A 23,177-nucleotide genomic window follows, 5' to 3' on the forward strand; every position below is an offset into this window, starting at 1 on the left:
ACACCATCGCGTGAACCGGTCCTCGGGCGGGCCCCGTCCGCGCTCTTGCCGTGCTCGGGCCGCCGGGACACGGTAGGCGCATGAACTCCTTCGTGCTGCCCCATGAGCTGCACGGCGACGGCGCCCACCGGGTGTTCGCCGTGCACGGCTGGTTCGCCGACCGGTCCGCCTACGCGGCCGTCCTGCCGGACCTGGACCGCGCCTCCTTCACGTACGTGCCGGTCGACCTGCGCGGCTACGGGGAGGCGATGGCCGCCGAGGGCCCGTACACGACGACCCGGGCGGCCGCGGATCTCGTGGCGCTGGCCGACCGGCTCGGCTGGACGCGGTTCTCGGTGATCGGGCACTCCATGGGCGGCGCGGTGGCCCAGCGGATGCTCGCGCTCGCCCCGGAGCGGCTGCGCCGGATCGTCGGCGTCTCCCCGGTGCCCGCCGCGGGCATGCCGCTCTCGGGCGAGCAGGGCGCGCTGTTCACGGACGCGGCGCACAAGGCGGGCAACCGGCGCGCGATCATCGACTTCACCACCGGTGGCCGCCGCCCGGCCGCCTGGCTCGACCGGATGGTCGCGGCCTCGCTCCGGCGCAGCGACGCGAAGGCGTTCCGGGCCTGGCTGGACTCGTGGGCGGGCGAGGACTTCCACGCCGAGGTGGCCGGCAGCGAGGTGCCCGCGCTGGCCGTCGCGGGCGAACTGGACCCGGCACTGTCCCCCGACCTGATGCGGCGGACGTGGCTGTCCTGGTACCCGCGGGGTCACCTGGTCGCCCTGCCCGGGGCCGGGCACTACGCGATGGACGAGACGCCGCTGGAGCTGATCCGGGTCGTGGAGGACTTCCTGCGCGCGGACGGCCCCGCGTGAGCGCGCGCGAGGCGGCGCCGGTGCCCGACGTCTTCGACCCGCGCCGGTACGCCGCCGGGGTGCCGTACGACGCCTACCGGGTCCTGCGCGACGAGCACCCCGTGGCCTGGCAGGAGGAGCCCGAGGTGCTCGGCTGGCCGGCCGGGCCCGGCTTCTGGGCGGTGTCCCGGCACGCGGACGTCGTACGGGTCCTGAAGGACTCGGTGACGTACTCGTCACACCTCGGCGCGACCCAGATCCGGGACCCCGACCCGGAGGACCTGCCGTTCATCCGGCGCATGATGCTCAACCAGGACCCGCCCGCCCACGGCCGGTTGCGGCGCCTGGTGAGCCGGGCGTTCACGCCGGGACGGATCGAGCGGTTCGCCGCGGTCGCCCGGGAGCGGGCGCGGACGCTGCTCGCGGCGGCGCTGGAGCGGGCCGCGCGGGGGGACGGCACGGTCGACCTGGTAGCGGCCGTCACCGACGAGTACGCCCTGCTCAACCTCACGGACCTGCTGGGCGTCCCGGAAAGCGACCGGCTGCTGCTGCTGCGCTGGACGCGCGAGGTGATCGGCTACCAGGACCCGGACGAGGCGGGCCGGCCGGTGCTGGACGCGTCGGGCAGGCCCCTGAACCCCCGCTCCCCGGCGATGCTGCGCGACATGTTCGCCTACGCCCACCAGCTCGCCGGGCACAAACGCCGGCACCCCGCCGACGACATCATGACCACGCTCGCCCAGGACCCCGAACTCGGCGGTCCCGAGTTGGAGATGTTCTTCTTCCTGCTCACGGTCGCGGGCAACGACACCGTCCGCAGTGCGGCCCCCGGCGGCCTCCTGGCCCTGGCCGAGCACCCGGAGTCGTACCGCCTGCTGCGCGACGGCGAGGCGGAACTCGGGCCCGCCGTCGAGGAGTTGCTGCGCTGGCACCCGCCCGTGCTGACCTTCCGGCGCACCGCCGCACAGGACACCGAGCTGGCGGGCCGGCGGATCCGGGCGGGTGACAAGGTCGTGGTGCTCCACGCCTCCGCCAACCGCGACGAACGGGCCTTCGACGCTCCCGGCCGGCTGGACCTCGCCCGCTCCCCCAACCCGCACGTCTCCTTCGGCGACGGACCGCACGTCTGCATGGGCGCCCACTTCGCCCGGCTCCAACTGCGTCTGCTCTACGCCGAGGTGCTGCGCGCCCTGCCCGCCCTGCGACCCGCGGGACCGGCAGGGCGGCTGGTGTCCAACTTCATCAACGGGATCAAGTCGCTTCCGGTGCGGACGGGTTGACCTGGACGAGCGCGTGCGTGCCGACCGTGCGCCAGCGCTGTCCCCCCGCCGCCACCAGACGCTCTTCGGTGGCGGCGGACAGCCCTGTGATCACCTCCGACTTCAGGGTGCGCAGGGCGGCCACCGGGCCGGGGAAGTACGCCGTCGCCGCCGCGAAGGGCGTGGTCGGCGGCCACAGGCGGTCGCCCACCAGGCGGCGGTAGTTGAGGTCCCCCTTGAGGACGGTGAGCGTGGCCGCGGCGAAGTCGGCCCGCAGGTCCCCGGGCATCCGCGCGTACGGCAGCGGGGCGCAGGAGAAGGGGTGCGCGCGCACCGTGAGCCGGCCGTCGGACATGGCGGACCACAGCAGCCGCCCGTGGTCACCGGCCGTGCCCGGCGCCGTACGCAACCGTTCGAGGGCGTCGATCACATCGGCCGTCGTCGCGTCCGAGACGTAGTACGGGTACGGCTTCACGTGCAGGACCGCACGCGCGATCCGGTCCCCGGCGAGGAGGTGGGCGATCAGCAGCAGGTCGGGGACGAGTTCGCGGCCTGCGTTGTCCGCGACCAGGACGAGGGCGGCGGCGCCGCCGGGCGGCAGCAGCGACCAGAGCCGTTCGCTGTCGTCGGCGACCAGTGCGGGCGCCGGTTCCCGGGCCTCGGCGCCCGCGGCGGAGATCCGGAAGCCGAGGTCGGCGCGGTTTCCCCACAGCGAGCCGTGCAGCAGGGCGCGCCCCCGCTCCCGCTCCGGCAGCTCCCGCAGGTCGTCCAGCGCGGCGAGTTCCCGGTCGGTCTCCGGCACGTCCAGCTCGGCGCGTTTGAAGGGCCGGAAGGGGTCGATGGCTCCCCAGGCTCCGGCGCCGAAGTAGCCGACGGCTTCGAGGAGCCGGCGGTAGAAGTAGCTCTCGGACCACAGCCACGGCACGTCGAACCAGGACCGCCCGGCGTACTCGGCCAGGCCCCACGCGTGCCACGCCGCCCGGTCCGGGGCGTCGGCGGGCAGGGGTTCGACGGTTCCCTCGGTGCAGCTCTCCAGCAGCTCGTCCAGCGCCCGGTGCTGCCCGGGTCCGTACGGGAAGGCGGCCCGCACCTGCCGGATGATCGCCGGGTGCCGCTCGGCCAGCACACCGTGCGGGAACGAGCCGGGTTCGTTGCCGAAGATCACGGGTGCGAACGGGGTTTCGGGCATGTCCGTCACGGTACCGCGCACCTCACGCGGTTCTGATCTCCCGCTCCAGCTGCGTGGCGAGGGTGACGTAGCGGGGGCGGCGGTGCACCGGGACCAGGCCGCGGATCATCAGGTGCCACATCTCGGCGACCCGGCGCGGCAGGCGTCCCACGGGCTCGAACCGGCCGGTGACCCGGGTGCCGAAGAAGAAGCAGACGAGCGAGTGGGCGGCAGCGCTGACATCGAGGTCGCCGTGGACGTCGGCCTCGCGCACGGCCCCGGTGAACTTGCGGGCGGCGAACTCCAGCCACTCGGTGTAGGGGTGGCGCAGCGGCGGCCGCACCGTGACGTCGGCGGTGGCGAGACGGAGCCCGGCGCGCGGTACCGGGTCGTCCACGGCGAGTCGGGCGATCCCGAAGGTGGTGCGCATCAGCCCCTCCAGGGAGGAGAAGCCGCGGCCCTCGACATCGGCCACCAGACGGCGGGCCGCGCGGGCCTCCAGCTCCAGGATCGCGTGCGCCAGGTCCTCCTTGGCGGCGAAGTGGAAGTAGAGAGCGCCCTTGGTGACCTTCGCGTGTGCGACGATGTCGCTGAGACTCGTGGACTCGTAGCCGTGCTGGTCGAACAGATCGGCGGCGGCCGTGATGATCGTGGCCCGGGTCTGTTCGGCGCGTAACTGCCTCGCCATCCTGGGACCCCTCCTCGCGAGACGAACGAACGGGACATGCGGTTTGTTTTTAACCCCTTGCATACGATAACTCACCGAATGACAACGGGAGTCCGTATTGCTACCCGTTTGCGGGACACGCGTCACCCGCACCGGCACCCTGACGTCGAACGAGTGCTCGACACCCGGCGCCGCACCCATGATCGCCACGATACGAGGCCGACCGCCGGCTCCTCAACGGGATCTCACCGCGGGTCGGAAACAGGTCAACTGGCCTGTCACACAAGGGAGTACGGCCCGTCGCAGTCGGCGGCACACAGCAGGGCGGCGCCGCCGCGGTGCTGGGATGCACCGGGACGGCGCCGCCTGGGCGCTGTGCTCATGACGGCCCGAAGAGGGCCGCTCCGGGGATCAGTTGACGTAGACCGCGGCTCCGCCGTCCGTCACCGGCGCGTACTTGGCGCTGAAGTAGGCGGTGGAGAAGCAGAGCGAGGACCCGGAGGTCTTGGTGAACTGCTGGTTGGTGAAGGTGATGCTGTTGTCGGCGTTGTCCGCCTTCCCGGACAGGCTCGGGCCCTGGTAGACGCAGGTGACGCTGCCCAGCAGGGTGTTCAGCTTGACCGTGGACTGGATGACGGAGCCGCTCGGAGGTGTGACGGTGAGGGCGCCGCCGGAGGTGACCGACGCCGTGTAGGGCAGGTTGTCGATGGTCACGCTGTTGACACCGGTCACACCGGTGACGTTGCTGGTGCAGCCACTGAAGGTCTGCGCGGTGACGGACTCGGTGGCGGTGCCGGGCGCGGTGGGGTTGGCGGTGACCTTGGCGGTGAACTGGGAGGTGCCGCACTTCACGCCGCTGGTGCCGGTCGTGCTGGAGTAGAAGGTGGCGGAGGTGCCGCTCGCCAGGGGGGCGGTGAACGTGTCGCCGACCGCGACGGCGGTGCCGCCGGCGCTGCCCGTGGTGAGGACCGAGCCGGCCGCGGAGGCGGGACCGGCCGACACGAGGGCGAGCGCGGTGGCCGTGGCGGCGCCGGCGAGGGCGATGAGGGTTCGCGTACGCATGCGGGTGCCTCTCTGATGAAGTGGGGGAAATCAGGACGTGGGCGGTGCGCAGCGGTGCGGGGTGGTGCCAGCGGTACTGGTGGTGCGCGGCGGTGCCGGTGGTACGAGGTGGTGCGCGGCGGTGCCGTGTCGCCGCCGGCGCGGTCCGTCACGCCTTCTCCGTACACGACGGACCGGCGACGGCGGCGGGCCGGACACCGGCCGGTACCCGGGGGGAATCGGCCGGGCCGGACGAACAGGGGGATGCCGGTACGGACCCGCGGGGGAGCCGTCCGTGCCGTGCTCGCGCGAAGTGCGGGGGGATCGCCGTGCGAAACGGCCACCGCTCGAAAGGGCCGGCGTGGCGGCGACCCGCGTTCGAGACGATCGGCCGTGCGAGGGAGCGGTTGCCGCGTAAGGGCCGGGAACGCGGCCGGTGCCCTTGCGGGACACGGCCGCTGCCGCTCGGGGGATCCGGCGCCACGGATCCGTGGAATCTGGGGAATTTGTAGCCCCGTCAACCATCGGCGTCAAGCCATCCGACCGTTCAACATCGCACTTTCCAGAGCGAGTTGAGGGATCAGGCGGCCCGCACGCACCGTCGACACCCTTTTTTCACAACTCCCTTGACCCCTAAAAGTAACCGGCGGTAACTTCCTGGAAAGGCTACCGCCGCGTAACGAGAAAGCCCTTGCACCCGCCGGGAGTGCGAGGAGGCGTCCGCGGCGGCCGCTGTCCGCGCCAGGACATCGCGCCACTGAAGCCCAACCCGCATTGATCCATGCCCATGGGAGCAGACATGGCCTCGTCCCCGGACGTCCCGTCCACCGGCAACACCCCCGAGAACCCGGATGGTTCGCCGTCCGAAGCACCGAGCAGCACAGGCACCACCGCGGCCGAGAGACGGGGCCGCGTCCGGGCCCGCCGCGCCGCGGTGATGGCGGTGCCCGCCACCCTCGTCGCCGCCGGCCTCGCGGTCCTCACCGCGCAGGGCGCGCTGGGCGTGCAGTTCGCGATCTCCGGCATGCCGTTCACCGTCGCCGCGAGCCAGCTGGACGGCACCGGCTTCGAGCAGTTCGGCGGCCTGGACAACATGGCCGACGGCAGCCCGAACGCCGGTGACACCGGCGGCCAGGTGCTCGTCGTCACCTCGGCGATCAAGAAGGCCACGCTCACCAAGCTGTGCCAGAGCGTCGACCTCGGCGGCACCAACCTGCTGATCACCGCCGGCAACGGCGCCACCAAGGTCAGCGCGTCCGACCTGACCACCGACTCCACCGAGATGTCGGGTGACGCGTCGTTCAACCACATCGAGATCGGCAACGACGCGAGCACGCTGACCGAGGCCAACGCCAAGGGCCCGAAGGGCGTCTTCAGCCAGCAGGCCGACAGTGTGCACATCGACAACCTGCGGCAGACCAACTACGCGACCACGGCAGGGGTGTTCAAGCTGCCGGGTCTCAAGCTGCGCTTCAGCGACTCGGGTTGCTGAGCGCCGTGACGGTAAGTCCACGACGGGGACCCCGGCACGCCTTCCGGGCCTGGCGGTCCCGCCGGCCGTTCTGGGGCGGGCTGCTGCTCGCCCTGGGCGGGGCCGAGATCCTGCTGTCCGAGAAGGCGTCGCTGAAGGTCGTGATGCACATCGGCATGCAGGGGCTCGCCGGCTACCTGCTGCCGGCCCTGATGACGCTGCTGGGCCTGCTGGTCCTCTTCAACCCGGCCCAGCGGCTCTTCTACTCCATCACCGGAGTGCTGCTGTCGCTGGGCACCTGGGTCACCTCCAACCTGGGCGGCTTCTTCATCGGTCTGCTGCTCGGCGTCGTCGGCAGCTGCCTCGCCTTCGGCTGGCTGCCGGACCAGGAGCCGCGCAGGAGCCGTCGCAAGCGCCGCCAGGCTCGGGCCCTCACCAAGGAGGCCGAGACCACCACGGCATGACGCCCCGGAACTTTCCGGCCCCACCGACAGTTTCTACTGTGCTGTAGAAGTTGTCGGTGGGTGCCGTGGGGCACCCACCGTGGAGACGAGGAGCGAGCATGGCCCTGTGGGACCGCCTCAAGGAGTCCGCGTCGCAGATGCAGACCCAGTTGGTGGCGAAGAAGAACGACCTGAAGAGCGGTGCCTTCCGGGACGCGAGCATGGCCATGTGCGCCCTCGTCGCCGCCGCCGACGGCACCGTCGACCCCTCCGAGCGCCAGCGCGTGGCCCAGCTCATCGCCACGAACGAGGTGCTGCAGAACTTCCCCGCGGACGACCTGCGCCGCCGCTTCGAGGACAATCTGAACAAGCTCACCACCGACTTCGCCTTCGGCAAGGTGAGCGTCCTCCAGGAGATCGCCAAGGCTAGGAAGAAGCAGGCCGAGGCCCGCGCCGTGATCCAGATCGGCATCGTCATCGGCGGCGCCGACGGCGACTTCGACAAGACCGAACAGGCCATCGTCCGCGAGGCGTGCTACACGCTGGAGCTGTCGCCGCACGAGTTCGACCTCTGAACGGGGCGGCACGGGCCGGGGGCAGCGCCGCCTCGGTCACCGCACGGGCGTCCGCGGCCGGGATTCGTCGGCCGCGCCCCCCGCGCCTCGCGTACCGCGGGACTCAGTCGAGCCCCGCCGACTTCAGCCATGCCTTCGCCACGTCCAGCGGGTCCTTGTGCCGGAGCTGGACCTGGGCGTCCAGGTCCAGCAGCGTCGCGGTGTCGAGTCTGGCGGATACGGCGTTGAGCGCGGCGACGCCCTTCGCGGGGAGGGCGGTCCTGGAGACGACGGGCTGTACGTTCTCGAAGCCGAAGAGGTTCTCGGGGTCCTGGAGGACGACGAACTTCTCCTTGGCGATGGTGGGATCGGTGCTGAAGATGTCGGCGACCTGGACGTCGTTCTTCTTCAGCGCCGTCTGGGTGAGCGTGCCGCCCGCGTCCAGCGCCTTGAAGGACTTGAAGTCGAGGCCGTAGACGGACTTGAGGCCCACCAGGCCCTGCTGCCGGGTCTGGAACTCCGGCGAGCCCCCGATCACCAGGTCCTTGGCGACGGCCTTCAGGTCGGCGGCGCTGGACCGCGTGGTGAGGCGGTACTTCCGCGCGGTCGCCGCGTTGACCGCCAGGGAGTCCTTGTCCTGCGCCGACGAGGCGTCCAGCAGGGTCAGCTTGGGATCGAGCCTGGCCTTGATGGCCGCCGTGGTCTCCTCGGCGGTCTTCGGCGTCGCCTTGGGATCGAGGTAGGCCAGCAGCGCGCCGTTGTACTCGGGCAGGACGGCGAGGGAACCGTTCTTCAGCAGACCGTACGTGGTCTCGCGGCTGCCGATGTTCGGCTTGTACGTGACATCGATGCCCTTCGCCTTGAGGGCCTCGCCGTAGATGTCGGCGAGCAGATTGCTCTCGGGGAAGTTGTTGGAACCGACGACCACGCCGTCGGACTTGGAGGAGCAGCCCGCCAGCAGGGCCGTCGCCATCGCGAGCGCGAGTGCGGCCGCCGCGCCCCGGTTCCTCCGTATGGACCTGCTGAGGTGGGTGGTTGAAGTCACCACCTGATCCAATCCAGGCGCTTGACGCCCCGTCAACCGCGCCTCCCGCTCTTGTAACGCATTCTTGACGAAGGCGGCGCGGCCGGTCGGCGCGTCGGAGTGGCCGTGTTCCCGGCCTGCCGACGTCAGGCGCGGGCGCGCACTCCCCGCGACACCGTGAGGCGGAAGGCCGCCCAGAACAGCGCGAGCGTCGACAGGGCGAGCGAGGCGACGAGGGCGGCGCCGCCCACGACCTTCTCGTAGTCGCGCTGGTAGAGGCCGTCGATGATGTACCGGCCGAGGCCGCCGAGCCCGACGTACGCGGCGATGGTGGCGGTGGAGATGATCTGGACGGCCGCCGTGCGCAGCCCGGAGAGGATCAGCGGGAGTGCGACCGGCACCTCGACCCGGAACAGCACCCGGGCCTCGGACATCCCCATGCCCCGGGCGGCGTCCACCGGGGACGGGTCGAGGGTGCGCACCGCCTCGTAGGTGGTGACCAGGATCGGGGGTACGGCGAGCACCACCAGCGGGATCATCACCGGCACCAGCCCCAGCCCGGTCCAGAGGACCATCAGCACCAGCAGCCCGAAGCTGGGCAGCGCCCGCCCGGCGGTCGCGATCAGCGCGAGCGCGTTGCCGCCGCGGCCGTAGTGCCCGGTGACCAGGCCGACGGGCAGCCCGATCACGGCGGCGAGCAGCAGCGCCGCCAGCGAGTAGGTGACGTGCTCGGCGAGCCGGGCCGGTATGCCGTCGTAGCCGTGCCAGTGGGCGCCGTCGCCGAAGAAGGCGCGCACGAGGTCGAGTACGTTCACCGGGCGGCGCCCTTCCTCGGCATCCAGGGGGTCAGCAGGCGGCGGACGAGGACCAGCAGGGCGTCGGCGAGGATGCCCAGCACCGCTGTGGTCAGTACGGAGTTGACGGCGAGGAGGGGCAGGTGGTAGGTGCTGGCGTCGTAGAGCATGTTGCCCAGGGCGCCCTGGTTGCCGATGAGCATGCCGACGCTGACCAGGGACAGGCTGGAGATGACCGCCACCCTGAGGCCGGCGATGATCGCCGGGGCGGCGATGGGGAGTTGGACCTGGAGATAGCGGCGCAGCGGGCCGAAGCCCATCGCCTCGGCGGCGGCCAGCGTCTCCCGCGGCACCGAGCGGACGCCGTCCACGATGCCGGGGACCAGCACCACCAGGCTGTAGACCCCGAGCGGGATCATCACCGTGGTCTCACTCTGCCCGAAGTAGTCGATGAGGACGACGAAGAAGGCGAGCGAGGGGATGGAGTAGAGCACGGTGGTGAGACCGAGCACGGGCGGGTAGACCCAGCGGAACCGGACGCACAACTGGGCGAGCGGCAGCGCGATGACCAGCCCGGCCAGCACCGGGATCAGCGCCTCGCGCAGATGCAGTCCGACGAGGCCGGCATAGCTGTACTGGAGGTCGCTCGGCAGATCGAAGAAGCCGTTCATCGCACGGCTCCCGCGTCGGCGCCCGCCCGGCCGTGGGCGGCGCGGATCGCGTCCCCGATGACCCGCTGCGACACGACACCGAGCGCGCGCCCCTCGCCGTCCACCGCGACCGCCCAGCCGGTCGGTGACAGCACGGCCCCGTCGAGGGCGGAGCGCAGCGAGTCGGTGCCGGGCCGGAACGGCCGCCCGTGGTCGAGGAGTCGGTCCCGCTCCAGGGGCCGGCCGGGCTCGGCCCAGCCCAGCGGTCTGCCGTCGGCGTCGGTGACCAGGAGGTAGGGAGCGTCGGCCCCGGCGGCGAGCCGCTCGGCGTCCGCGTCCAGCGGGACGAGCGGCGCGGTCTCCAACGGCAGCCCCGCGGACGGGAAGAAAGACAGCCTGCGGATGCCGCGGTCCGCGCCGAGGAAGTCCTCCACGAACGCGTCGGCGGGCGCGCTGAGCAGTTCGACGGGCGGGGCGAACTGGGCCAGCCGACCGCCCTCGCGCAGCACGGCGACCATGGTGCCCAGCTTGACCGCCTCGTCGATGTCATGCGTGACGAAGACGATGGTCTTTCCCAGCTCTGCCTGGATCCGCAGCAGTTCGTCCTGGAGCCCCTTGCGGACCATGGGGTCGACGGCGGAGAACGGCTCGTCCATCAGGAGCACCGGCGGATCGGCGGCGAGCGCACGGGCCACGCCGACGCGCTGCTGCTGGCCGCCGGAGAGCTGGTACGGATAGCGCCGCGCGAGCGCGGCGTCGAGGCCGACCCGCTCCATCAGCTCCGCGGCCCGGCCGCGCGCCCTCTGCTTGCTCCAGCCGAGCAGCCGGGGCACGGTGGCGATGTTGTCGAGGATGGTGCGGTGCTGGAAGAGACCGGCGTTCTGGATGACGTAACCCATCGACCGCCGCAGGGAGTCGACCGGCTGCCGCCGGATGTCCGCGCCGTCCAGGAAGATGCCGCCCTCGGTGGGCTCCACCATCCGGTTGATCATCCGCAGGGTCGTCGTCTTGCCGCAGCCGGAGGGCCCGACGAGGACGGTGATCGCGCGGTCCGGTATGTCGAGCGACAGCCGGTCGACCGCGACCGTGCCGTCGTCGTACCGCTTCGTGACTGCATCTATCCGTATCAAAACGCCGAACACCCTCCGGGTTTGACAGCTGTCCGCCCGCCCACGGCCCCGGTCCACGACACAGGGGCCGTTGCCGCGAGAGTCTAGACGGCGAACCGGCCTGTGGTCCGGCGGCAGTTGACGGGCGTGTCAGCCCTCAGCGGGGGTTGTCGGCGGACCTCGGCGGGGTGTCGGTGCCCGTCCGGACGTGCTCTCCCCGGGCGTCAGCTCTCCTCCGGCTCCAGCCGCAGCGAGATCGAGTTGATGCAGTACCGCTGGTCGGTCGGGGTCGGATAGCCCTCGCCCTCGAAGACATGGCCGAGGTGGGAGCCGCAGCGGGCGCAGCGCACCTCGGTGCGGACCATCCCGTGGGAGCGGTCCTCGATCAGCTCCACGGCGTCCGTGTCCTTCGGGTCGTAGAAGGACGGCCAGCCGCAGTGGGAGGCGAACTTGGTGGCCGAGGTGAACAGCTCGGCCCCGCAGGCGCGGCAGGAGTAGACGCCCTTGGTCGTGGTGTCCGTGTACTCACCGGTGAACGCGGGCTCGGTTCCGGCCTGGCGGAGCACCGCGTACTCCTTCGGGCTCAGCTCCGCGCGCCACTGCTCGTCCGGCTTCTCGATGTCGTACGACATGGGTTTCAGCCCCTTACTGCTGCGACAGGCGGTCCAGGATCAGCGGGCCCAGGTCGGTCACGTCGCCCGCGCCCATGGTGAGAACGAGATCACCGGGCTTCGCCATTCCCGCGATCACGGCGGGGATCTCCGCCTTGTCGTGCACCGCGGTGACCCCGGCGCCCGCGGCCCGCGCGGCCTCGATGATCAGCTCGCTGGTCACACCCGGGATCGGGTCCTCGCGGGCCGGGTAGATGTCCAGGACCACCGAGGCGTCGGCGAGCGCGAGGGCCTGGCCCATCTCCTTGCCCAGCTCCTGGGTGCGGGAGAACAGGTGCGGCTGGAAGACGACGAGGATCCGGGCGTCGCCGGCGGCGGACCGCATGGCCTCCAGGTCGGCGGTCATCTCGGTGGGGTGGTGGGCGTAGGAGTCGATCACCTGCACCCCGGCTGCCTCGCCCTTGAGCTGGAGGCGCCGCTTGACCCCCGTGTACGCGGCGAGCGCGGGCGCCAGCTCGGCGGCCGGGACGCCGAGCGCGGCACCGGCGGCGAGCGCGGCGACGGCGTTCAGGGCGTAGTGGCGGCCGGGCACGGAGACCGCGAAGGTCAGCTCCTCGCCGTCGATCACCACGGTGACCAGGCTCTTCAGGCCCTGCGGCACGATGGCGAGCACCCGGACGTCGGCATCCGCTGCCTCGCCGTACGTCACCGTCCTCACGGACCCGGCGAGGCGCCGGGTCAGTTCGCGCGCGCCCTCGTGGTCGGCGGAGATCACCAGGGTGCCGCCGGGCACGATCTTCCCGGCGAAGGTCTCGAAGGACTCGTAGATCTCGTCCATCGAGGCGTAGTTGGCGTGGTGGTCCAGCTCGACGTTGAGGATGATGGCGACCTCGGGCGCGTACTTGTGGAAGCTGCGGTCCGATTCGTCCGCCTCGGCGACGAAGATGTCGCCCTCGCCGTGCAGCGCGTTGGAGCCGGGCGCGTCCAGGTCGCCGCCGATGGCGTACGAAGGCTTCAGGCCCAGCTCGCCGAGCGAGACCGCCAGCATCGAGGTGGTGGTGGTCTTGCCGTGCGTACCGGCCACGGCGATCGGGCGCAGCCCCGTCATCAGGGCCGCCAGCGCGTCCGAACGGTGCACGACCGGGACGCCCAGCTCGGCGGCGCGGGCCAGCTCGGGGTTGTCCTGGCGGATCGCCGACGACACGACGACGCAGCTGGCGTCGTCCGCGAGGTGCTCGGCGGCGTGTCCGAGGTGCACGGTGACCCCGAGCGCCCGCAGCGCCTGCGCGGTCGCGGAGTCCTTGGCGTCGCTGCCTGCCACCTTCGCCCCGCGCTGGGCGAGGATCTTCGCGATCCCCGACATCCCGGCGCCGCCGATGCCGATGAAGTGCGGTCGGTCCATGGCGGCAGGAAGGCCGGGTGCCATGCGTTTCTCCCCAGAGACGGTACGAGCTTGAGCGGGTCCTAGCCTATGCGCTCGGCACCCGCCCCCGGTGAAGCCCCTACGCCTTGCTGTGGGAAAACAGCTTCAGCACCGGCACTCCCACCTTGTGCCGCGCCCGCGAGGCCCAGTCCCGGTGGAAGAACTCCTCCACGTAGTGCGGATCGGTGAGCACGATCACCTCGTCCGCCCCCACCTCCGCCACCATCGCCTTCAGCGCGTCCAGCGGATGGTCCTCCACCAGCCGCCCCTCCGCCACGCTCCCCGACGCCCGCAGTGCGGTCAGGGACACGTCCAGGGCCTGCCGGCCGACGCTGCGCGCGTCCTCGCCCTCCGGCGTCTCGTGCTCGCGCACCGCCTCGTCCAGCTCGCCGAGCGCGATGTCGTCGATGGCCCGCAGCAGGCGGTCGGCCTGGTCGCCGCGCGGCTGGAGGAGCACGTGGAAGGCGACCGGCTCGTCGCCGTGCAACGTGGTGACGAACTCGACGTCCGCGGACGTCAGCGCCTTCTCGATCATCAGAACGCTTGCGAACACCAAACGCCTCTTCTCCTCCGGGGGCCACGGCCAGGCCCTGCGGAAACCATCCTTCCCCATGCCTGCACGGGTACTGCGGGTTTAAGTGTGCCCGCCGAAAGGCAAGCGGAACGGCAGACTCCGCCGATTTCAGGGACGACGGTAACGACCGAACAGAAAACCGTCCTCCTCCAGGAGGGACACGAGCCCGAACCGGCGAGGCACGGACACCGACGGCCCCCCGGCGATGCGCTGCGCGTCCCCCGCGGTGAGCGTCGGCGACAGGGTCAGGCACAGCTCGTCCAGCACCTCGGCGGCGATCAGCTGGCCGAGCAGTCGGGGGCCGCCCTCGGTGAGCAGCCTGGTGTGCCCGAGCCCCGCGAGGGCGCGCACCGCACGCTCGGGTTCGACGCCCATGCCCTCCCCGGCGACGACCACCCGGGCGCCGGCCCGCTCGGCAGCGGCGACCCGCTCGGGCGCGGCCGCCGCCCCGGTCAGGACCAGGGTGGGCACGAGGGGCGAGGTGAACAGCGGCAGCGAGAAGTCCAGGTCGAGGCTCGCGGTGACGACCGCGATCGCCGGGGCGGGGCCCTGGCCGGCCGCCTTGCGCGCCGCGGCGAACTCCGCCCGCGCGCGGGCCGGCCGGTACCCCTCCTGCCGTACCGTTTCCGCGCCGACGACCACGACGTCCGCGAGCGCCCGCAGGGTGCCGAAGATCCGCATGTCGGTGGCGCTGGAGATGGGCTGGGAGTGACCGTCGTGCTGGGCGGCACCGTCGAGGGAGGACACCATGTTGCCGCGCAGCCAGGGCCCCCGCTCCGGGTAGGCGTAGGCGGCGGCCAGCTCCGCGAGGCTCCACTCGCGGTCGGCGGTCAGCCCGCCGAGGCCCCCGTCGCGCCCGGCGACCGGCTGCGCGAGGCCCTCGTCGCGGCCCGCGGTCACGGCGGCGTCCCCGCCCCCGGAGGCGTGGGCTGGTGTTTCGTAGGTCACAGGGAACAGGCGTCGCATGTCGTGCAGTGTGACACGGCGCTTAGCATGGGTAATCGTGTCGTCCTCCACCACCGCCCCCGGATCCAGCGCCCTGACCGAAGCGGGCCCCCTCTCCCTCTGCGAGCGCGAGCCGCACGTCCCCGCGGACCGGCTGGTCGCCGAGATGGTGCCGCCGCCGCGCTTCGACTCGGTGCGCTTCTCGACCTACATACCGGACCCGAACCAGCCCAGTCAGAGCGAGGCCGTGACGGTCCTGGAGGGCTTCGCGGCCGGGCTCGGCGGGGCGCACGCCTCCGGCGCGGGCCGGCGCGGCTTCCTCGGCTTCGGCCGCGCGAAGGCGCCGAGGACCCCGGCGGGCCCCCGCGGCGTCTACCTCGACGGCGGCTACGGCGTCGGCAAGACCCATCTCCTCGCCTCCCTGTGGCACGCCACCCCCGCCGAACCCTCCCGCAAGGCGTTCGGCACCTTCGTGGAGCTGACCAACCTGGTCGGCGCCCTCGGCTTCCAGCAGACCGCGCAGACCCTGTCCGAGCACCGGCTGCTGTGCATCGACGAGTTCGAGCTGGACGACCCGGGCGACACGGTGCTGGTCTCGACGCTGCTCGGCAAGCTGGTCGAGGCCGGCGTGGCGCTCGCCGCCACCTCCAACACGCTGCCCGGCAAGCTGGGCGAGGGCCGGTTCGCGGCCGCCGACTTCCTGCGCGAGATCCAGGGCCTGTCGGCCCACTTCCGCGCCCTGCGCATCGACGGCGAGGACTACCGCCACCGGGGCCTGCCCGAGGCGCCGGCGCCGTTCACGGACGAGCAGGTGACCAAGGCGGCGTACGCCACCGAGGGCGCCTCCCTGGACGACTTCCCGCATCTGCTGGAGCACCTGGCCAAGGTGCACCCGAGCCGGTACGGCGCGCTGACCGACGGCCTGAAGGCGGTCTGCCTCACCGATGTGCGCCCGGTGCCGGACCAGTCGACGGCGCTGCGCCTGGTGGTGCTCGCCGACCGGCTCTACGACCGCGAGGTCCCGGTCCTGGCGTCCGGACTGCCGTTCGACAGGCTGTTCAGCGAGGAGATGCTGAAGGGCGGCTACCGCAAGAAGTACTTCCGTGCGATATCCCGCCTCACCGCGCTCGCCCGGGACGCGAAGGGGCTCGTCGGCTCCTGACCGCAGGGGTCCCGCCCCGGGGCCCCTCACCAGGGCCGCCGACCGGGCGGCCCTTCCTCCCAACGGGTGAATCTCCTCCCATGGGAGGCTTTGCCACGCTAATGTCTTTCTTGACCTTCCGTTGACCAATGGTTGGCTCGCACGAGAGGCGTGGACCCCTATGCAGCCCCTCATCGACAACGCCCGTAACTTCGGACACCGCCCTGAGGAGTTCGCCCGGCTCGCCGAGGGCCAGTCTCCGCAGGTCCTGTTCATCACCTGCTCCGACTCCCGGGTCGTCCCGGCCCTGATCACCGGCGCCCGCCCCGGCGAGCTCTTCGAGCTGCGCACGGCGGGCAACATCGTGCCGCCGCACACCTCCGCCCACCCCACCAGCGAGGCGGCCACCATCGAGTACGCGGTGGAGGTGCTCGGCATCCGCGACATCGTGGTCTGCGGCCACTCGCACTGCGGCGCCGTCGGCGCACTGGTGCGCGGCGACGACCTGACCGCCGTACCGGCCGTGCGCGACTGGCTGGCGCACGCCGCGCCGCGTCCCTCCGGCGCGCCCGAGGACCCGGAGGTCGCCGAGGCCGTGCAGAGCCATGTGCTGGCCCAGTTGCTGCGACTGCGCTCGTACCCGTGCGTGGAGCGGGGACTCGCGCAGGGCCGCCTCGGGCTGCACGGCTGGTACTACGAGGTGCACACCGGCGCGGTGCGGGCCCACCGGGCCGACACCGACACCTTCGAGTCGCTCTGAACCGCTCCTCCGAGCCGCCCCCCGAGGCACCCCTCCGGGTAGGGGCAAAAGTGGCATATCGTTGCATGGACAGATGAAACGGGCCTCTGTGAGGAGGTCGTCATGGTCCAGGAGCTGGTGGGGGCGATCGTCGCGCTGTTCTGCGTCGCCCTCGTGTACACGGGGATGGCGGCCCGCGTGATCAAGCAGTACGAGCGCGGGGTGCTGTTCCGGCTCGGCCGGGTGGCCGGCGACGTGCGGCCGCCGGGGTTCACGCTGATCATTCCCTTCGTGGACCGGCTGGCCAAGGTCAACATGCAGATCGTCACGCTGCCGATCCCCGCCCAGGAGGGCATCACCCGTGACAACGTCACCGTGCGGGTGGACGCGGTCGTCTACTTCCGGGTGGTCGACGCGACGAGCGCGCTGGTGAAGGTCGAGGACTACAAGTTCGCCGTCTCGCAGATGGCGCAGACCTCGCTGCGGTCGATCATCGGCAAGAGCGACCTGGACGATCTGCTCTCCAACCGCGAGAAGCTCAACCAGGGCCTGGAGCTGATGATCGACAGTCCTGCCGTGGGCTGGGGCATCCAGGTCGACCGGGTCGAGATCAAGGACGTCTCGCTGCCCGACACGATGAAGCGGTCGATGGCCCGCCAGGCCGAGGCCGACCGGGAGCGCCGGGCCCGGATCATCAACGCCGACGCCGAGCTTCAGGCGTCCAAGAAGCTCGCCGAGGCCGCCCAGCAGATGTCCGGCACCCCGGCCGCGCTCCAACTGCGGCTGCTCCAGACGGTGATGGCGGTGTCGGCCGAGAAGAACTCCACGCTGGTCCTGCCGATCCCGGTGGAACTGCTGCACTTCCTGGAGCGGGGCAACCGGGGGGACGCACCGGCCGGCGACGCGCGCCCGGAGCGGGAGCGGGAGCGGGAACAGAAGCAGGACCAGGGCCCCGCGGAGATCGCCCCTCCGGAGGTCGCCCCTCCGGAGTTCGCCTCGAACGGCGACCGCGCGCCGGGCACGGACGTGGACGGCGCACCGGCCCCGGACCTGGAGATCGGCCGCCAGACCCTCGCGCCGAACCCGGGCGGAGGCCCCCGCGCGGACTGACGTGCCGGGCATGCGCGGGAGTGCGGCGATCGCGGCGGCCGTCCTGGCCGCCGCCACCGGCTGCGGAGGCGGCACCGGCAGGACGACCGGCGCCGCCTCCCCCCATGACCACGACGACCGTCTCCCCCGCGGCCACGACCGCCCCGCCCCCGCGGGATCACGGTGACGAGTGCGGCCTGTCCCGACGACGGCGCCGTCCCCCGCCGCTTCACCCGCGACGGCGAGGACGTATCGCCCCCGCTCGTCCCCTCCGGGGTGCCCGCGGGCACGGACTCCCTGGCCGTGGCGGACGCCCCGGATCGGCCAGTGGGTGAACGTGGCGCCCGGGGCGTACGCACCGAGGGCCACAACGGCTTCGGCAGGTGACTACGGCGGCCCCTGCCCGCCGCGGCGACCGCCCGCACCGCCACGTCCCCACGGTCTGCGCCACCGACCGCCGCCCGCCCCTCTCCCCCGGCGCCTCCCCCACGACCTCCGACGCGCGCTGTCCGGCCACACCCTCGCCACGGGCACCGTGACGGGCCGATACGGTCACCGAGCGGACCCGGGCCGACGGCTCGGGCACCGGCCGACGCACCATCGAAGGACGGCTACCCGGAAGGACACCCGTGGCGAAGAAGGATCTACGGCGACTGCTGCGCCTCCCCCCGGGCGAAAGCGTCGACCTGTCGGCCCACGACCCGGCCGCCACCCCCGCCGCCCCGGGGGACAAGCACGCCTCGCTCGCCGACGCCGAGCGCATGGGCAGGGAGCTGGCAGGGCTCCAGGAGCGGCTGTGGGCGGCGAGCACCACGGGCGACCGGCGCAGGGTGCTGCTGGTGCTCCAGGGGATGGACACCAGCGGCAAGGGCGGCACGGTCAAGCATGTGATCGGCCACCTCAACCCCTCCGGCTGCCGTATCCACGCCTTCAAGGCACCCACCGGCGAGGAACTGCGCCACGACTTCCTGTGGCGGGTCCGCCGGGCGCTCCCCGAGCCCGGCGAGATCGGCATCTTCGACCGCTCGCACTACGAGGACGTCCTGGTCGCCCGTGTCCGGCACCTGGTCCCGCCCGCCGTGATCGGCAGCCGCTACGGCCGGATCAACGACTTCGAGCGCACCCTCGCCGAGGACGGCGTGACACTCGTCAAGTGCTTCCTCCACCTGTCCTACGACGAGCAGCGCCGTCGGCTGCTGCGTCGCCTGGACCGCCCCGACAAGCGCTGGAAGTTCGCCCCCTCGGACATCGACGAGCGCGCCCTGTGGCCGGCCTACCAGGAGGCCTACGAGCTGGCCCTCGAACACTGCGCCGCCCCGCCCTGGTACGTGATCCCGGCCGACCACAAGTGGTACCGGAACTGGGCCGTCGGCCGCCTCCTCCTGGAACACCTGCGCGAGCTGGACCCGCGCTACCCCGAGTCCCGCTTCGATCTGGCCGAGTGCCGGGAGCGGCTGCTGAAGGAGACGTGAGCCGGTCCCGGCCGGGGGTACCCGGCGGACATGCGCAAGGTCACCGAGTCGTACTGGCTGGGCACCGCCCCGGGTCCCGCCCACCCCGCCCTGGCCGAGGACACCGAGGCCGACGCGGCCGTCGTCGGCGCCGGGATGGCGGGGCTGAGCACCGCGTACGAACTGGCGCGGGCCGGGCTGCGGGTGGTGGTGCTGGAGGCCGGCCGGGTGGCGGCCGGGGTCACCGGTTACACCACCGCCAAGCTGACCGCCCAGCACACCCTCATCTACGACCGGCTGCGGCGCACCCGCGGACCCGAGGGGGCGCGGCTGTACGCCCGTTCGCAGACGGAGGCGATCGGCCACGCGGCGCGTCTGGTGGCCGAGCTGGGCATCGACTGCGAGTGGGAGGCCCGGGACGCGTACACCTACGTCCGCGACCGGGAGCGCGTGGACGAGGTGCGGGCGGAGGCGCGGGCCGCGCGGGAGGCGGGCCTGGACGCCTCGTTCACCACGGAGACCGGGCTGCCGTTCCCGGTCGCCGGCGCGGTGCGGGTGACCGGGCAGGCGCAGTACCACCCGGTGAAGTACCTGCGGGCGCTCACCGCCGACCTGCTCGCGCGCGGCGGCCGGGTGTACGAGGGGACGCGCGTCGTCGGCCTGGACGAGGGCGGCACCTCGGGACCGTGCCGGCTGACGACCGAGACGGGCCGCACCGTCATCGCCCGGGACGTCGTCGTCGCCACCCATTACCCGATCTTCGACCGCGCGCTGCTCTTCGCCCGGCTGCATCCGCGCCGCGAACTGGTCGTCGCCGGGCCGCTGGGCGAGGGCCCCGACCCGGAGGGCATGTACATCACGCCCGAGGAGAACACCCGCTCGGTGCGCACCGCGCCGTACGACGGCGGACGGCTGCTCGTCGTCACCGGGGAGCACTTCACCCCGGGCACGGGCGATCCGGGCGCCGGACTCGACGGGCTCGCCGCGTGGGCCGAGCAGCACTTCCCGGGGGTGCGGCTCGACCACGCCTGGGCCACGCAGGACAACGACGCCACCGACACCGTGCCGCTGGTCGGCCCGCTGCACCCGGCCGCCCGGCACGCGTACGTGGCCACGGGCTTCGGCGGCTGGGGGCTCAGCGGCGGCATCATGGCCGGACTGCTGCTGACCGCGCTGATCACCGGCCGGGACAGCCCCTGGCGGGAGCTGTACGACCCCCGGCGCGTGAAGTCGGTGGTGCGCGAGGCGTCCGCACTGCTGAAGACGCAGGCGGAGGTGGCCCGGCACTTCGTCGGCGACCGGCTGAAGCCGCCGGCCGACCTCGACGCCCTGGAACCGGGCGACGGCGCGCTGGTGAAGGCCGGGGAGCAACGGCTCGCCGTACACCGCGACGACGCGGGCGCACTGCACGCCGTGTCGGCCCGCTGCACCCACCTGGGATGCCTGGTCGCCTTCAACCGTGCCGAACGCGCCTGGGAGTGCCCCTGCCACGGCTCCCGCTTCGACGTCGACGGCCGCGTCCTCCAGGGACCCGCGGTCCGGCCGTTGGAGCAACGGGACGTCGAGTCCACCCCGAGCGTGCCCCCGGACGACGCCGAGCAGGACGTCGAGTGAGGGTGGGGCGGGCGCCGGGGCGATCCCCGTACCGCCCGGCCCGGCCGCCGCGCGGGTGACCGTATCGTCGCGCCACGGGACATATCTCCATACAAAAGATCAATCAGCTCTACGTTCGTAGGGTGATCCCACTCGCACGCCGTATCACCGCCGTCTGTGCCCTGGGCGCGGCTCTCGCCGCCTGCGGGACCACGGACCCCGCGCGCAGCACCCGTCCGGCCCCGGCCAAGTCCCCCGTCACCGCCTCCCCTTCCCCCACCCGCCCGCCCGTGCTCGCCCCGGGCCCCGGCGGCCTCACCCCGGTCTTCGAGCACGGCCCGCGCGATCGGGGCAAGACCGTGGCGTTCACCTTCGACGCCGACATGACCGCGGACGAGGGCCCGCGCGCCGCCGCCGGCGAGCACTTCGACAACCCCGGGCTGATCGGCGCCCTGCACACGCTGAAGGTGCCCGCGACGATCTTCATGACCGGCCGCTGGGCCGAGCAGTACCCGGACGAGGCGCGCAGCCTCGGGGGCGACCCGCAGTTCGAGGTCGCCAACCACTCCTACAGCCACTACGCGTTCACCCCGAGCTGCTACGGCCTGCCGACCGTCGACACCGCCCACATGCGCTCGGACGTCGAGCGGGCGTACACCGCCTTCCGCAAGGCGGGCCTGCGCAACGCGCTGCCGTACTTCCGCTTCCCCGGCGGCTGTTACGACCAGCAGTCGCTGCGCGCGCTCAGCGGGCTCGGGATGACCGCGATCCAGTGGGACGTGGTGAGCGGGGACGCGTTCGCGACGGACGCCGACGCGGTGGCCAGGCAGGTGCTGGACGGGGTGCGGCCCGGCTCGGTGGTCGTCATGCACTGCACCCGCAGCGCCGCCCCCACCACCGAGCAGGTCGTGCGCACCGTCGTACCGGAACTGCGCAAGCGCGGCTACACGTTCGTGAAGGTCTCCCAGCTGATCGGCGAGAGCCGGGGCCACCGCTGACGTTCACGGCGTTCTGCGGGCGGTGAGCGCGCAGGCCGCGGCGAAGGCCGCGGCGGCGAGCAGGGCCGCCCCGCCCAGCGGCAGCAGCGGGACCGGCACCCGGCCGGACCGCGAACCGGTGACCAGGCCGCTGACCGCGGCCTGCGCCGGGGAACCCGCGAGCACCGTCGCCAGCAGCGCGCCCAGCAGCATCGCGGGCACCGCGCGGCCGGGGGTGCGCAGCAGCGGCCAGTGCGTGAGCGCGCCGACGGCCGCGCCGAGCAGCGCGCAGGTGAGCACGGCGGACAACCCGGCCGCGCCGGCGTCCGGGCGCGGCACCCGGACCCGGGCGCCGTTGCTCGCCGGGTCGCTGATCAGGGTGACGACGAGGGTCGCCGCCGTACCGAGGACGGCCGCCGCGATCAACGCCGTCAGCAGACAGGCCAGGTGTGCCCGGCCGGGCCCGTGCGGCGCGGCCACGACGGCGCGGGCGGCGGGCGGTTCGCCGGTGACGCAGATCCGCACGAGCCAGGCGGCGACCGGCAGCAGCCCGGCGGCCGTGTACCCGAGCGAGTCCAGCACCGGCTGACCGCTCTGCACCCCCACCCCGAGGAAGGCGGCGTACAGGATCACCGGCGCCAGCCAGCGCTGGGAGCGCAGCAGCAGTTCGGCGTGGTAACGCAGGAGTGCGGTCATGCCCGGCTCCCGGGGTCGAGGGGTGGTACGACGCTGACGACGTGCCACGGCGGGTCGGCCGCGAGCAGGGTGCGCAGCAGGATGTCGGAGCGGGCGGCGGGGACGGTCAGCCGGTGGCGTCCGGGGCCGGTCTCCTCGGCGGCGGCGACGAGCCGCGCCGCCTCGGGCGGTACCGGCCCGCCGCCGTGCACGACCACGACCGCGAGCGGCCCGACGACCGGACCGCCGCCGTCCGTACGGGGCCGGAGCCCGCCGTCGTCCACGGTGTACGTCGCGTCCGGCGCCCCCGCCAGCCGTCGCGGGTCGTGGTCCACGAAGACGACGGCGCCGCCCGCGGCGGTCCGCTCGGCGACCGCGCGTTCCAGTTCGTCCCGCGCGTCCGCGTCCAGGCCGGTCCACGCCTCGTCCAGGACGAGCAGTTCGGGGTCGGCGAGCAGGGCCTGGGCGACGGCGATCTTCTGACTGCTGCCCTTGGACAGCCGGGCCATCGGCGTACCGGCGTACGCGGCCGCGCCGAACCGCTCCAGCCAGGTCCCGGCGGCGCGGGCGGCGGACGCGCGGGACAGGCCGTGGACGGTGCCGAGCCGGGTCAGGTAGCCGGCGGCCGTGAAGGGCAGCGCGGACGGGAACCGCTCCGGCACGTACGCCGTGCGGGGCCGGCCGGTGATCCGGCCCTCGGTCGGCGCGTCGAGCCGGGCGAGCAGGCGCAGCAGGGTCGACTTGCCGGTGCCGTTCGCTCCCTCGACACGGGTCAGGGTCCCTGGGGCGATGGCGAGGTCGACGCCTCGTAACACCCAGGGGCCGCGGACGCCGTAGCGGCGGCCCACGGCGGTCAGGCGCAGGTCACGGTGCATGGGGCCATTCTGGTGCAGCGCACCGGCCGCGCGGGGCCGGTCCCCGCGACGCGGGACGCGCGTTGATC

Annotated in this window: 24 protein-coding genes; 11 read left to right on the forward strand and 13 right to left on the reverse strand. The window is 72.8% G+C overall.

Annotation, left to right across the window (positions count from 1 at the left end; genetic code table 11):
• Positions 1-80: 80 nt before the first annotated feature.
• Positions 81-857, forward strand: a complete 777-nt coding sequence (locus QSK45_RS03150) for an alpha/beta fold hydrolase (RefSeq protein WP_285552940.1) — start codon at positions 81-83, stop codon at positions 855-857.
• Positions 854-2,116, forward strand: coding sequence for a cytochrome P450 (locus tag QSK45_RS03155; RefSeq protein WP_285552942.1), 1,263 nt, complete (start codon positions 854-856; stop codon positions 2,114-2,116). The genes QSK45_RS03150 and QSK45_RS03155 overlap by 4 nt, the downstream gene beginning before the upstream one ends.
• On the opposite strand, the gene QSK45_RS03160 is transcribed toward QSK45_RS03155, so the two are convergent.
• From QSK45_RS03160 to QSK45_RS03170, 3 genes are all read right to left on the reverse strand, one after another.
• Positions 2,088-3,284, reverse strand: coding sequence for a damage-control phosphatase ARMT1 family protein (locus QSK45_RS03160; RefSeq protein ID WP_285552945.1), 1,197 nt, complete (start codon positions 3,282-3,284; stop codon positions 2,088-2,090). The genes QSK45_RS03155 and QSK45_RS03160 overlap by 29 nt on opposite strands.
• Before the next feature lie 22 nt (positions 3,285-3,306).
• Entirely contained in the window at positions 3,307-3,951 is a 645-nt protein-coding gene (locus tag QSK45_RS03165) for a ScbR family autoregulator-binding transcription factor (protein WP_285552947.1), read from the reverse strand.
• Positions 3,952-4,341: 390 nt separating this feature from the next.
• Positions 4,342-4,992, reverse strand: a complete 651-nt coding sequence (locus tag QSK45_RS03170; RefSeq protein ID WP_285552950.1) for a Tat pathway signal sequence domain protein — start codon at positions 4,990-4,992, stop codon at positions 4,342-4,344.
• Positions 4,993-5,770: 778 nt separating this feature from the next.
• On the opposite strand from QSK45_RS03170, the gene QSK45_RS03175 reads away from it, so the two are divergent.
• The 3 genes from QSK45_RS03175 to QSK45_RS03185 all read left to right on the forward strand — a co-directional run bounded on the left by QSK45_RS03175 (position 5,771) and on the right by QSK45_RS03185 (position 7,460).
• Positions 5,771-6,463, forward strand: a complete 693-nt coding sequence (locus tag QSK45_RS03175; protein WP_285553391.1) for a DUF6230 family protein — start codon at positions 5,771-5,773, stop codon at positions 6,461-6,463.
• Between the two features lie 5 nt (positions 6,464-6,468).
• The gene (locus QSK45_RS03180; protein WP_285552951.1) at positions 6,469-6,906 is read left to right on the forward strand and encodes a DUF6114 domain-containing protein; all 438 of its coding nucleotides are present in this window, start codon (positions 6,469-6,471) and stop codon (positions 6,904-6,906) included.
• A gap of 98 nt (positions 6,907-7,004) precedes the next feature.
• Complete coding sequence (locus QSK45_RS03185; RefSeq protein ID WP_285552953.1) at positions 7,005-7,460, forward strand: tellurite resistance TerB family protein; 456 nt, start codon at positions 7,005-7,007, stop codon at positions 7,458-7,460.
• A 103-nt stretch (positions 7,461-7,563) separates the two neighbouring features.
• Here QSK45_RS03185 and QSK45_RS03190 read toward each other — a convergent pair whose 3' ends face one another.
• The 8 genes from QSK45_RS03190 to QSK45_RS03225 all read right to left on the reverse strand — a co-directional run bounded on the left by QSK45_RS03190 (position 7,564) and on the right by QSK45_RS03225 (position 14,590).
• Positions 7,564-8,484: an ABC transporter substrate-binding protein gene (locus QSK45_RS03190; protein ID WP_285552955.1), complete on the reverse strand. Its 921-nt coding sequence runs from the start codon at positions 8,482-8,484 to the stop codon at positions 7,564-7,566.
• A 125-nt stretch (positions 8,485-8,609) separates the two neighbouring features.
• Positions 8,610-9,278: an ABC transporter permease gene (locus QSK45_RS03195; RefSeq protein ID WP_285552957.1), complete on the reverse strand. Its 669-nt coding sequence runs from the start codon at positions 9,276-9,278 to the stop codon at positions 8,610-8,612.
• Positions 9,275-9,928, reverse strand: coding sequence for an ABC transporter permease (locus QSK45_RS03200; protein ID WP_285552959.1), 654 nt, complete (start codon positions 9,926-9,928; stop codon positions 9,275-9,277). The genes QSK45_RS03195 and QSK45_RS03200 overlap by 4 nt, the downstream gene beginning before the upstream one ends.
• Positions 9,925-11,037 (reverse strand): ABC transporter ATP-binding protein, encoded by a 1,113-nt coding sequence (locus QSK45_RS03205; protein WP_285552961.1) that lies wholly within the window; start codon positions 11,035-11,037, stop codon positions 9,925-9,927. Before QSK45_RS03205 ends, QSK45_RS03200 begins: the two co-directional genes overlap by 4 nt.
• A 203-nt stretch (positions 11,038-11,240) precedes the next feature.
• On the reverse strand, positions 11,241-11,648 hold the full coding sequence (msrB, locus tag QSK45_RS03210; protein WP_285552963.1) for a peptide-methionine (R)-S-oxide reductase MsrB: 408 nt from the start codon (positions 11,646-11,648) through the stop codon (positions 11,241-11,243).
• 13 nt (positions 11,649-11,661) lie between these two features.
• Entirely contained in the window at positions 11,662-13,053 is a 1,392-nt protein-coding gene (murC, locus tag QSK45_RS03215) for a UDP-N-acetylmuramate--L-alanine ligase (protein ID WP_285552966.1), read from the reverse strand.
• Positions 13,054-13,129: 76 nt separating this feature from the next.
• The gene (locus tag QSK45_RS03220; protein WP_285552968.1) at positions 13,130-13,603 is read right to left on the reverse strand and encodes an indole-3-glycerol phosphate synthase; all 474 of its coding nucleotides are present in this window, start codon (positions 13,601-13,603) and stop codon (positions 13,130-13,132) included.
• Between the two features lie 129 nt (positions 13,604-13,732).
• Positions 13,733-14,590, reverse strand: a complete 858-nt coding sequence (locus QSK45_RS03225) for a pyrimidine reductase family protein (protein WP_285552970.1) — start codon at positions 14,588-14,590, stop codon at positions 13,733-13,735.
• A 37-nt stretch (positions 14,591-14,627) separates the two neighbouring features.
• Between QSK45_RS03225 and zapE the strand changes: the two genes are divergently transcribed.
• The 6 genes from zapE to QSK45_RS03255 all read left to right on the forward strand — a co-directional run bounded on the left by zapE (position 14,628) and on the right by QSK45_RS03255 (position 21,580).
• Complete coding sequence (gene zapE / locus QSK45_RS03230) at positions 14,628-15,731, forward strand: cell division protein ZapE (protein ID WP_285552972.1); 1,104 nt, start codon at positions 14,628-14,630, stop codon at positions 15,729-15,731.
• Between the two features lie 160 nt (positions 15,732-15,891).
• Complete coding sequence (locus QSK45_RS03235; RefSeq protein ID WP_285552974.1) at positions 15,892-16,470, forward strand: carbonic anhydrase; 579 nt, start codon at positions 15,892-15,894, stop codon at positions 16,468-16,470.
• Between the two features lie 102 nt (positions 16,471-16,572).
• Complete coding sequence (locus QSK45_RS03240; protein ID WP_285552976.1) at positions 16,573-17,559, forward strand: slipin family protein; 987 nt, start codon at positions 16,573-16,575, stop codon at positions 17,557-17,559.
• Positions 17,560-18,167: 608 nt separating this feature from the next.
• Positions 18,168-19,010 carry a PPK2 family polyphosphate kinase gene (locus QSK45_RS03245; RefSeq protein ID WP_285552977.1) on the forward strand — a complete coding sequence of 281 codons (843 nt, stop codon included), beginning with the start codon at positions 18,168-18,170 and terminating at the stop codon, positions 19,008-19,010.
• Between the two features lie 30 nt (positions 19,011-19,040).
• Positions 19,041-20,603 (forward strand): FAD-dependent oxidoreductase, encoded by a 1,563-nt coding sequence (locus tag QSK45_RS03250; RefSeq protein ID WP_285552978.1) that lies wholly within the window; start codon positions 19,041-19,043, stop codon positions 20,601-20,603.
• A 122-nt stretch (positions 20,604-20,725) separates the two neighbouring features.
• Positions 20,726-21,580 (forward strand): polysaccharide deacetylase family protein, encoded by an 855-nt coding sequence (locus QSK45_RS03255; protein WP_285552979.1) that lies wholly within the window; start codon positions 20,726-20,728, stop codon positions 21,578-21,580.
• 3 nt (positions 21,581-21,583) lie between these two features.
• Here the strand turns inward: QSK45_RS03255 and QSK45_RS03260 are convergent, their stop codons facing one another.
• Together QSK45_RS03260 and QSK45_RS03265 are read right to left on the reverse strand one after the other, a co-directional pair.
• Positions 21,584-22,255 carry an ABC transporter gene (locus QSK45_RS03260; RefSeq protein WP_285552980.1) on the reverse strand — a complete coding sequence of 224 codons (672 nt, stop codon included), beginning with the start codon at positions 22,253-22,255 and terminating at the stop codon, positions 21,584-21,586.
• On the reverse strand, positions 22,252-23,109 hold the full coding sequence (locus QSK45_RS03265) for an ABC transporter ATP-binding protein (RefSeq protein ID WP_285552982.1): 858 nt from the start codon (positions 23,107-23,109) through the stop codon (positions 22,252-22,254). Before QSK45_RS03265 ends, QSK45_RS03260 begins: the two co-directional genes overlap by 4 nt.
• Positions 23,110-23,177 lie beyond the last annotated feature (68 nt).

Origin of the sequence: Streptomyces hygroscopicus subsp. hygroscopicus (assembly GCF_030269125.1) — a bacterium.
In the GTDB taxonomy this organism is placed as follows: Bacteria; Actinomycetota; Actinomycetes; order Streptomycetales; family Streptomycetaceae; genus Streptomyces; species Streptomyces hygroscopicus_C.

Coding starts and splice junctions, on each gene's coding strand:
- QSK45_RS03170 (WP_285552950.1), bottom strand. CDS start 4,992: ATGCGTACGCGAACCCTCATCGCCCTCGCCGGCGCCGCCACGGCCACC.
- QSK45_RS03265 (WP_285552982.1), bottom strand. CDS start 23,109: ATGCACCGTGACCTGCGCCTGACCGCCGTGGGCCGCCGCTACGGCGTC.
- QSK45_RS03240 (WP_285552976.1), top strand. CDS start 16,573: ATGGTCCAGGAGCTGGTGGGGGCGATCGTCGCGCTGTTCTGCGTCGCC.
- QSK45_RS03250 (WP_285552978.1), top strand. CDS start 19,041: ATGCGCAAGGTCACCGAGTCGTACTGGCTGGGCACCGCCCCGGGTCCC.
- QSK45_RS03185 (WP_285552953.1), top strand. CDS start 7,005: ATGGCCCTGTGGGACCGCCTCAAGGAGTCCGCGTCGCAGATGCAGACC.
- QSK45_RS03160 (WP_285552945.1), bottom strand. CDS start 3,284: ATGCCCGAAACCCCGTTCGCACCCGTGATCTTCGGCAACGAACCCGGC.
- msrB (WP_285552963.1), bottom strand. CDS start 11,648: ATGTCGTACGACATCGAGAAGCCGGACGAGCAGTGGCGCGCGGAGCTG.
- QSK45_RS03225 (WP_285552970.1), bottom strand. CDS start 14,590: ATGCGACGCCTGTTCCCTGTGACCTACGAAACACCAGCCCACGCCTCC.
- QSK45_RS03150 (WP_285552940.1), top strand. CDS start 81: ATGAACTCCTTCGTGCTGCCCCATGAGCTGCACGGCGACGGCGCCCAC.
- QSK45_RS03235 (WP_285552974.1), top strand. CDS start 15,892: ATGCAGCCCCTCATCGACAACGCCCGTAACTTCGGACACCGCCCTGAG.
- QSK45_RS03200 (WP_285552959.1), bottom strand. CDS start 9,928: ATGAACGGCTTCTTCGATCTGCCGAGCGACCTCCAGTACAGCTATGCC.
- QSK45_RS03165 (WP_285552947.1), bottom strand. CDS start 3,951: ATGGCGAGGCAGTTACGCGCCGAACAGACCCGGGCCACGATCATCACG.
- murC (WP_285552966.1), bottom strand. CDS start 13,053: ATGGCACCCGGCCTTCCTGCCGCCATGGACCGACCGCACTTCATCGGC.
- QSK45_RS03260 (WP_285552980.1), bottom strand. CDS start 22,255: ATGACCGCACTCCTGCGTTACCACGCCGAACTGCTGCTGCGCTCCCAG.
- QSK45_RS03175 (WP_285553391.1), top strand. CDS start 5,771: ATGGCCTCGTCCCCGGACGTCCCGTCCACCGGCAACACCCCCGAGAAC.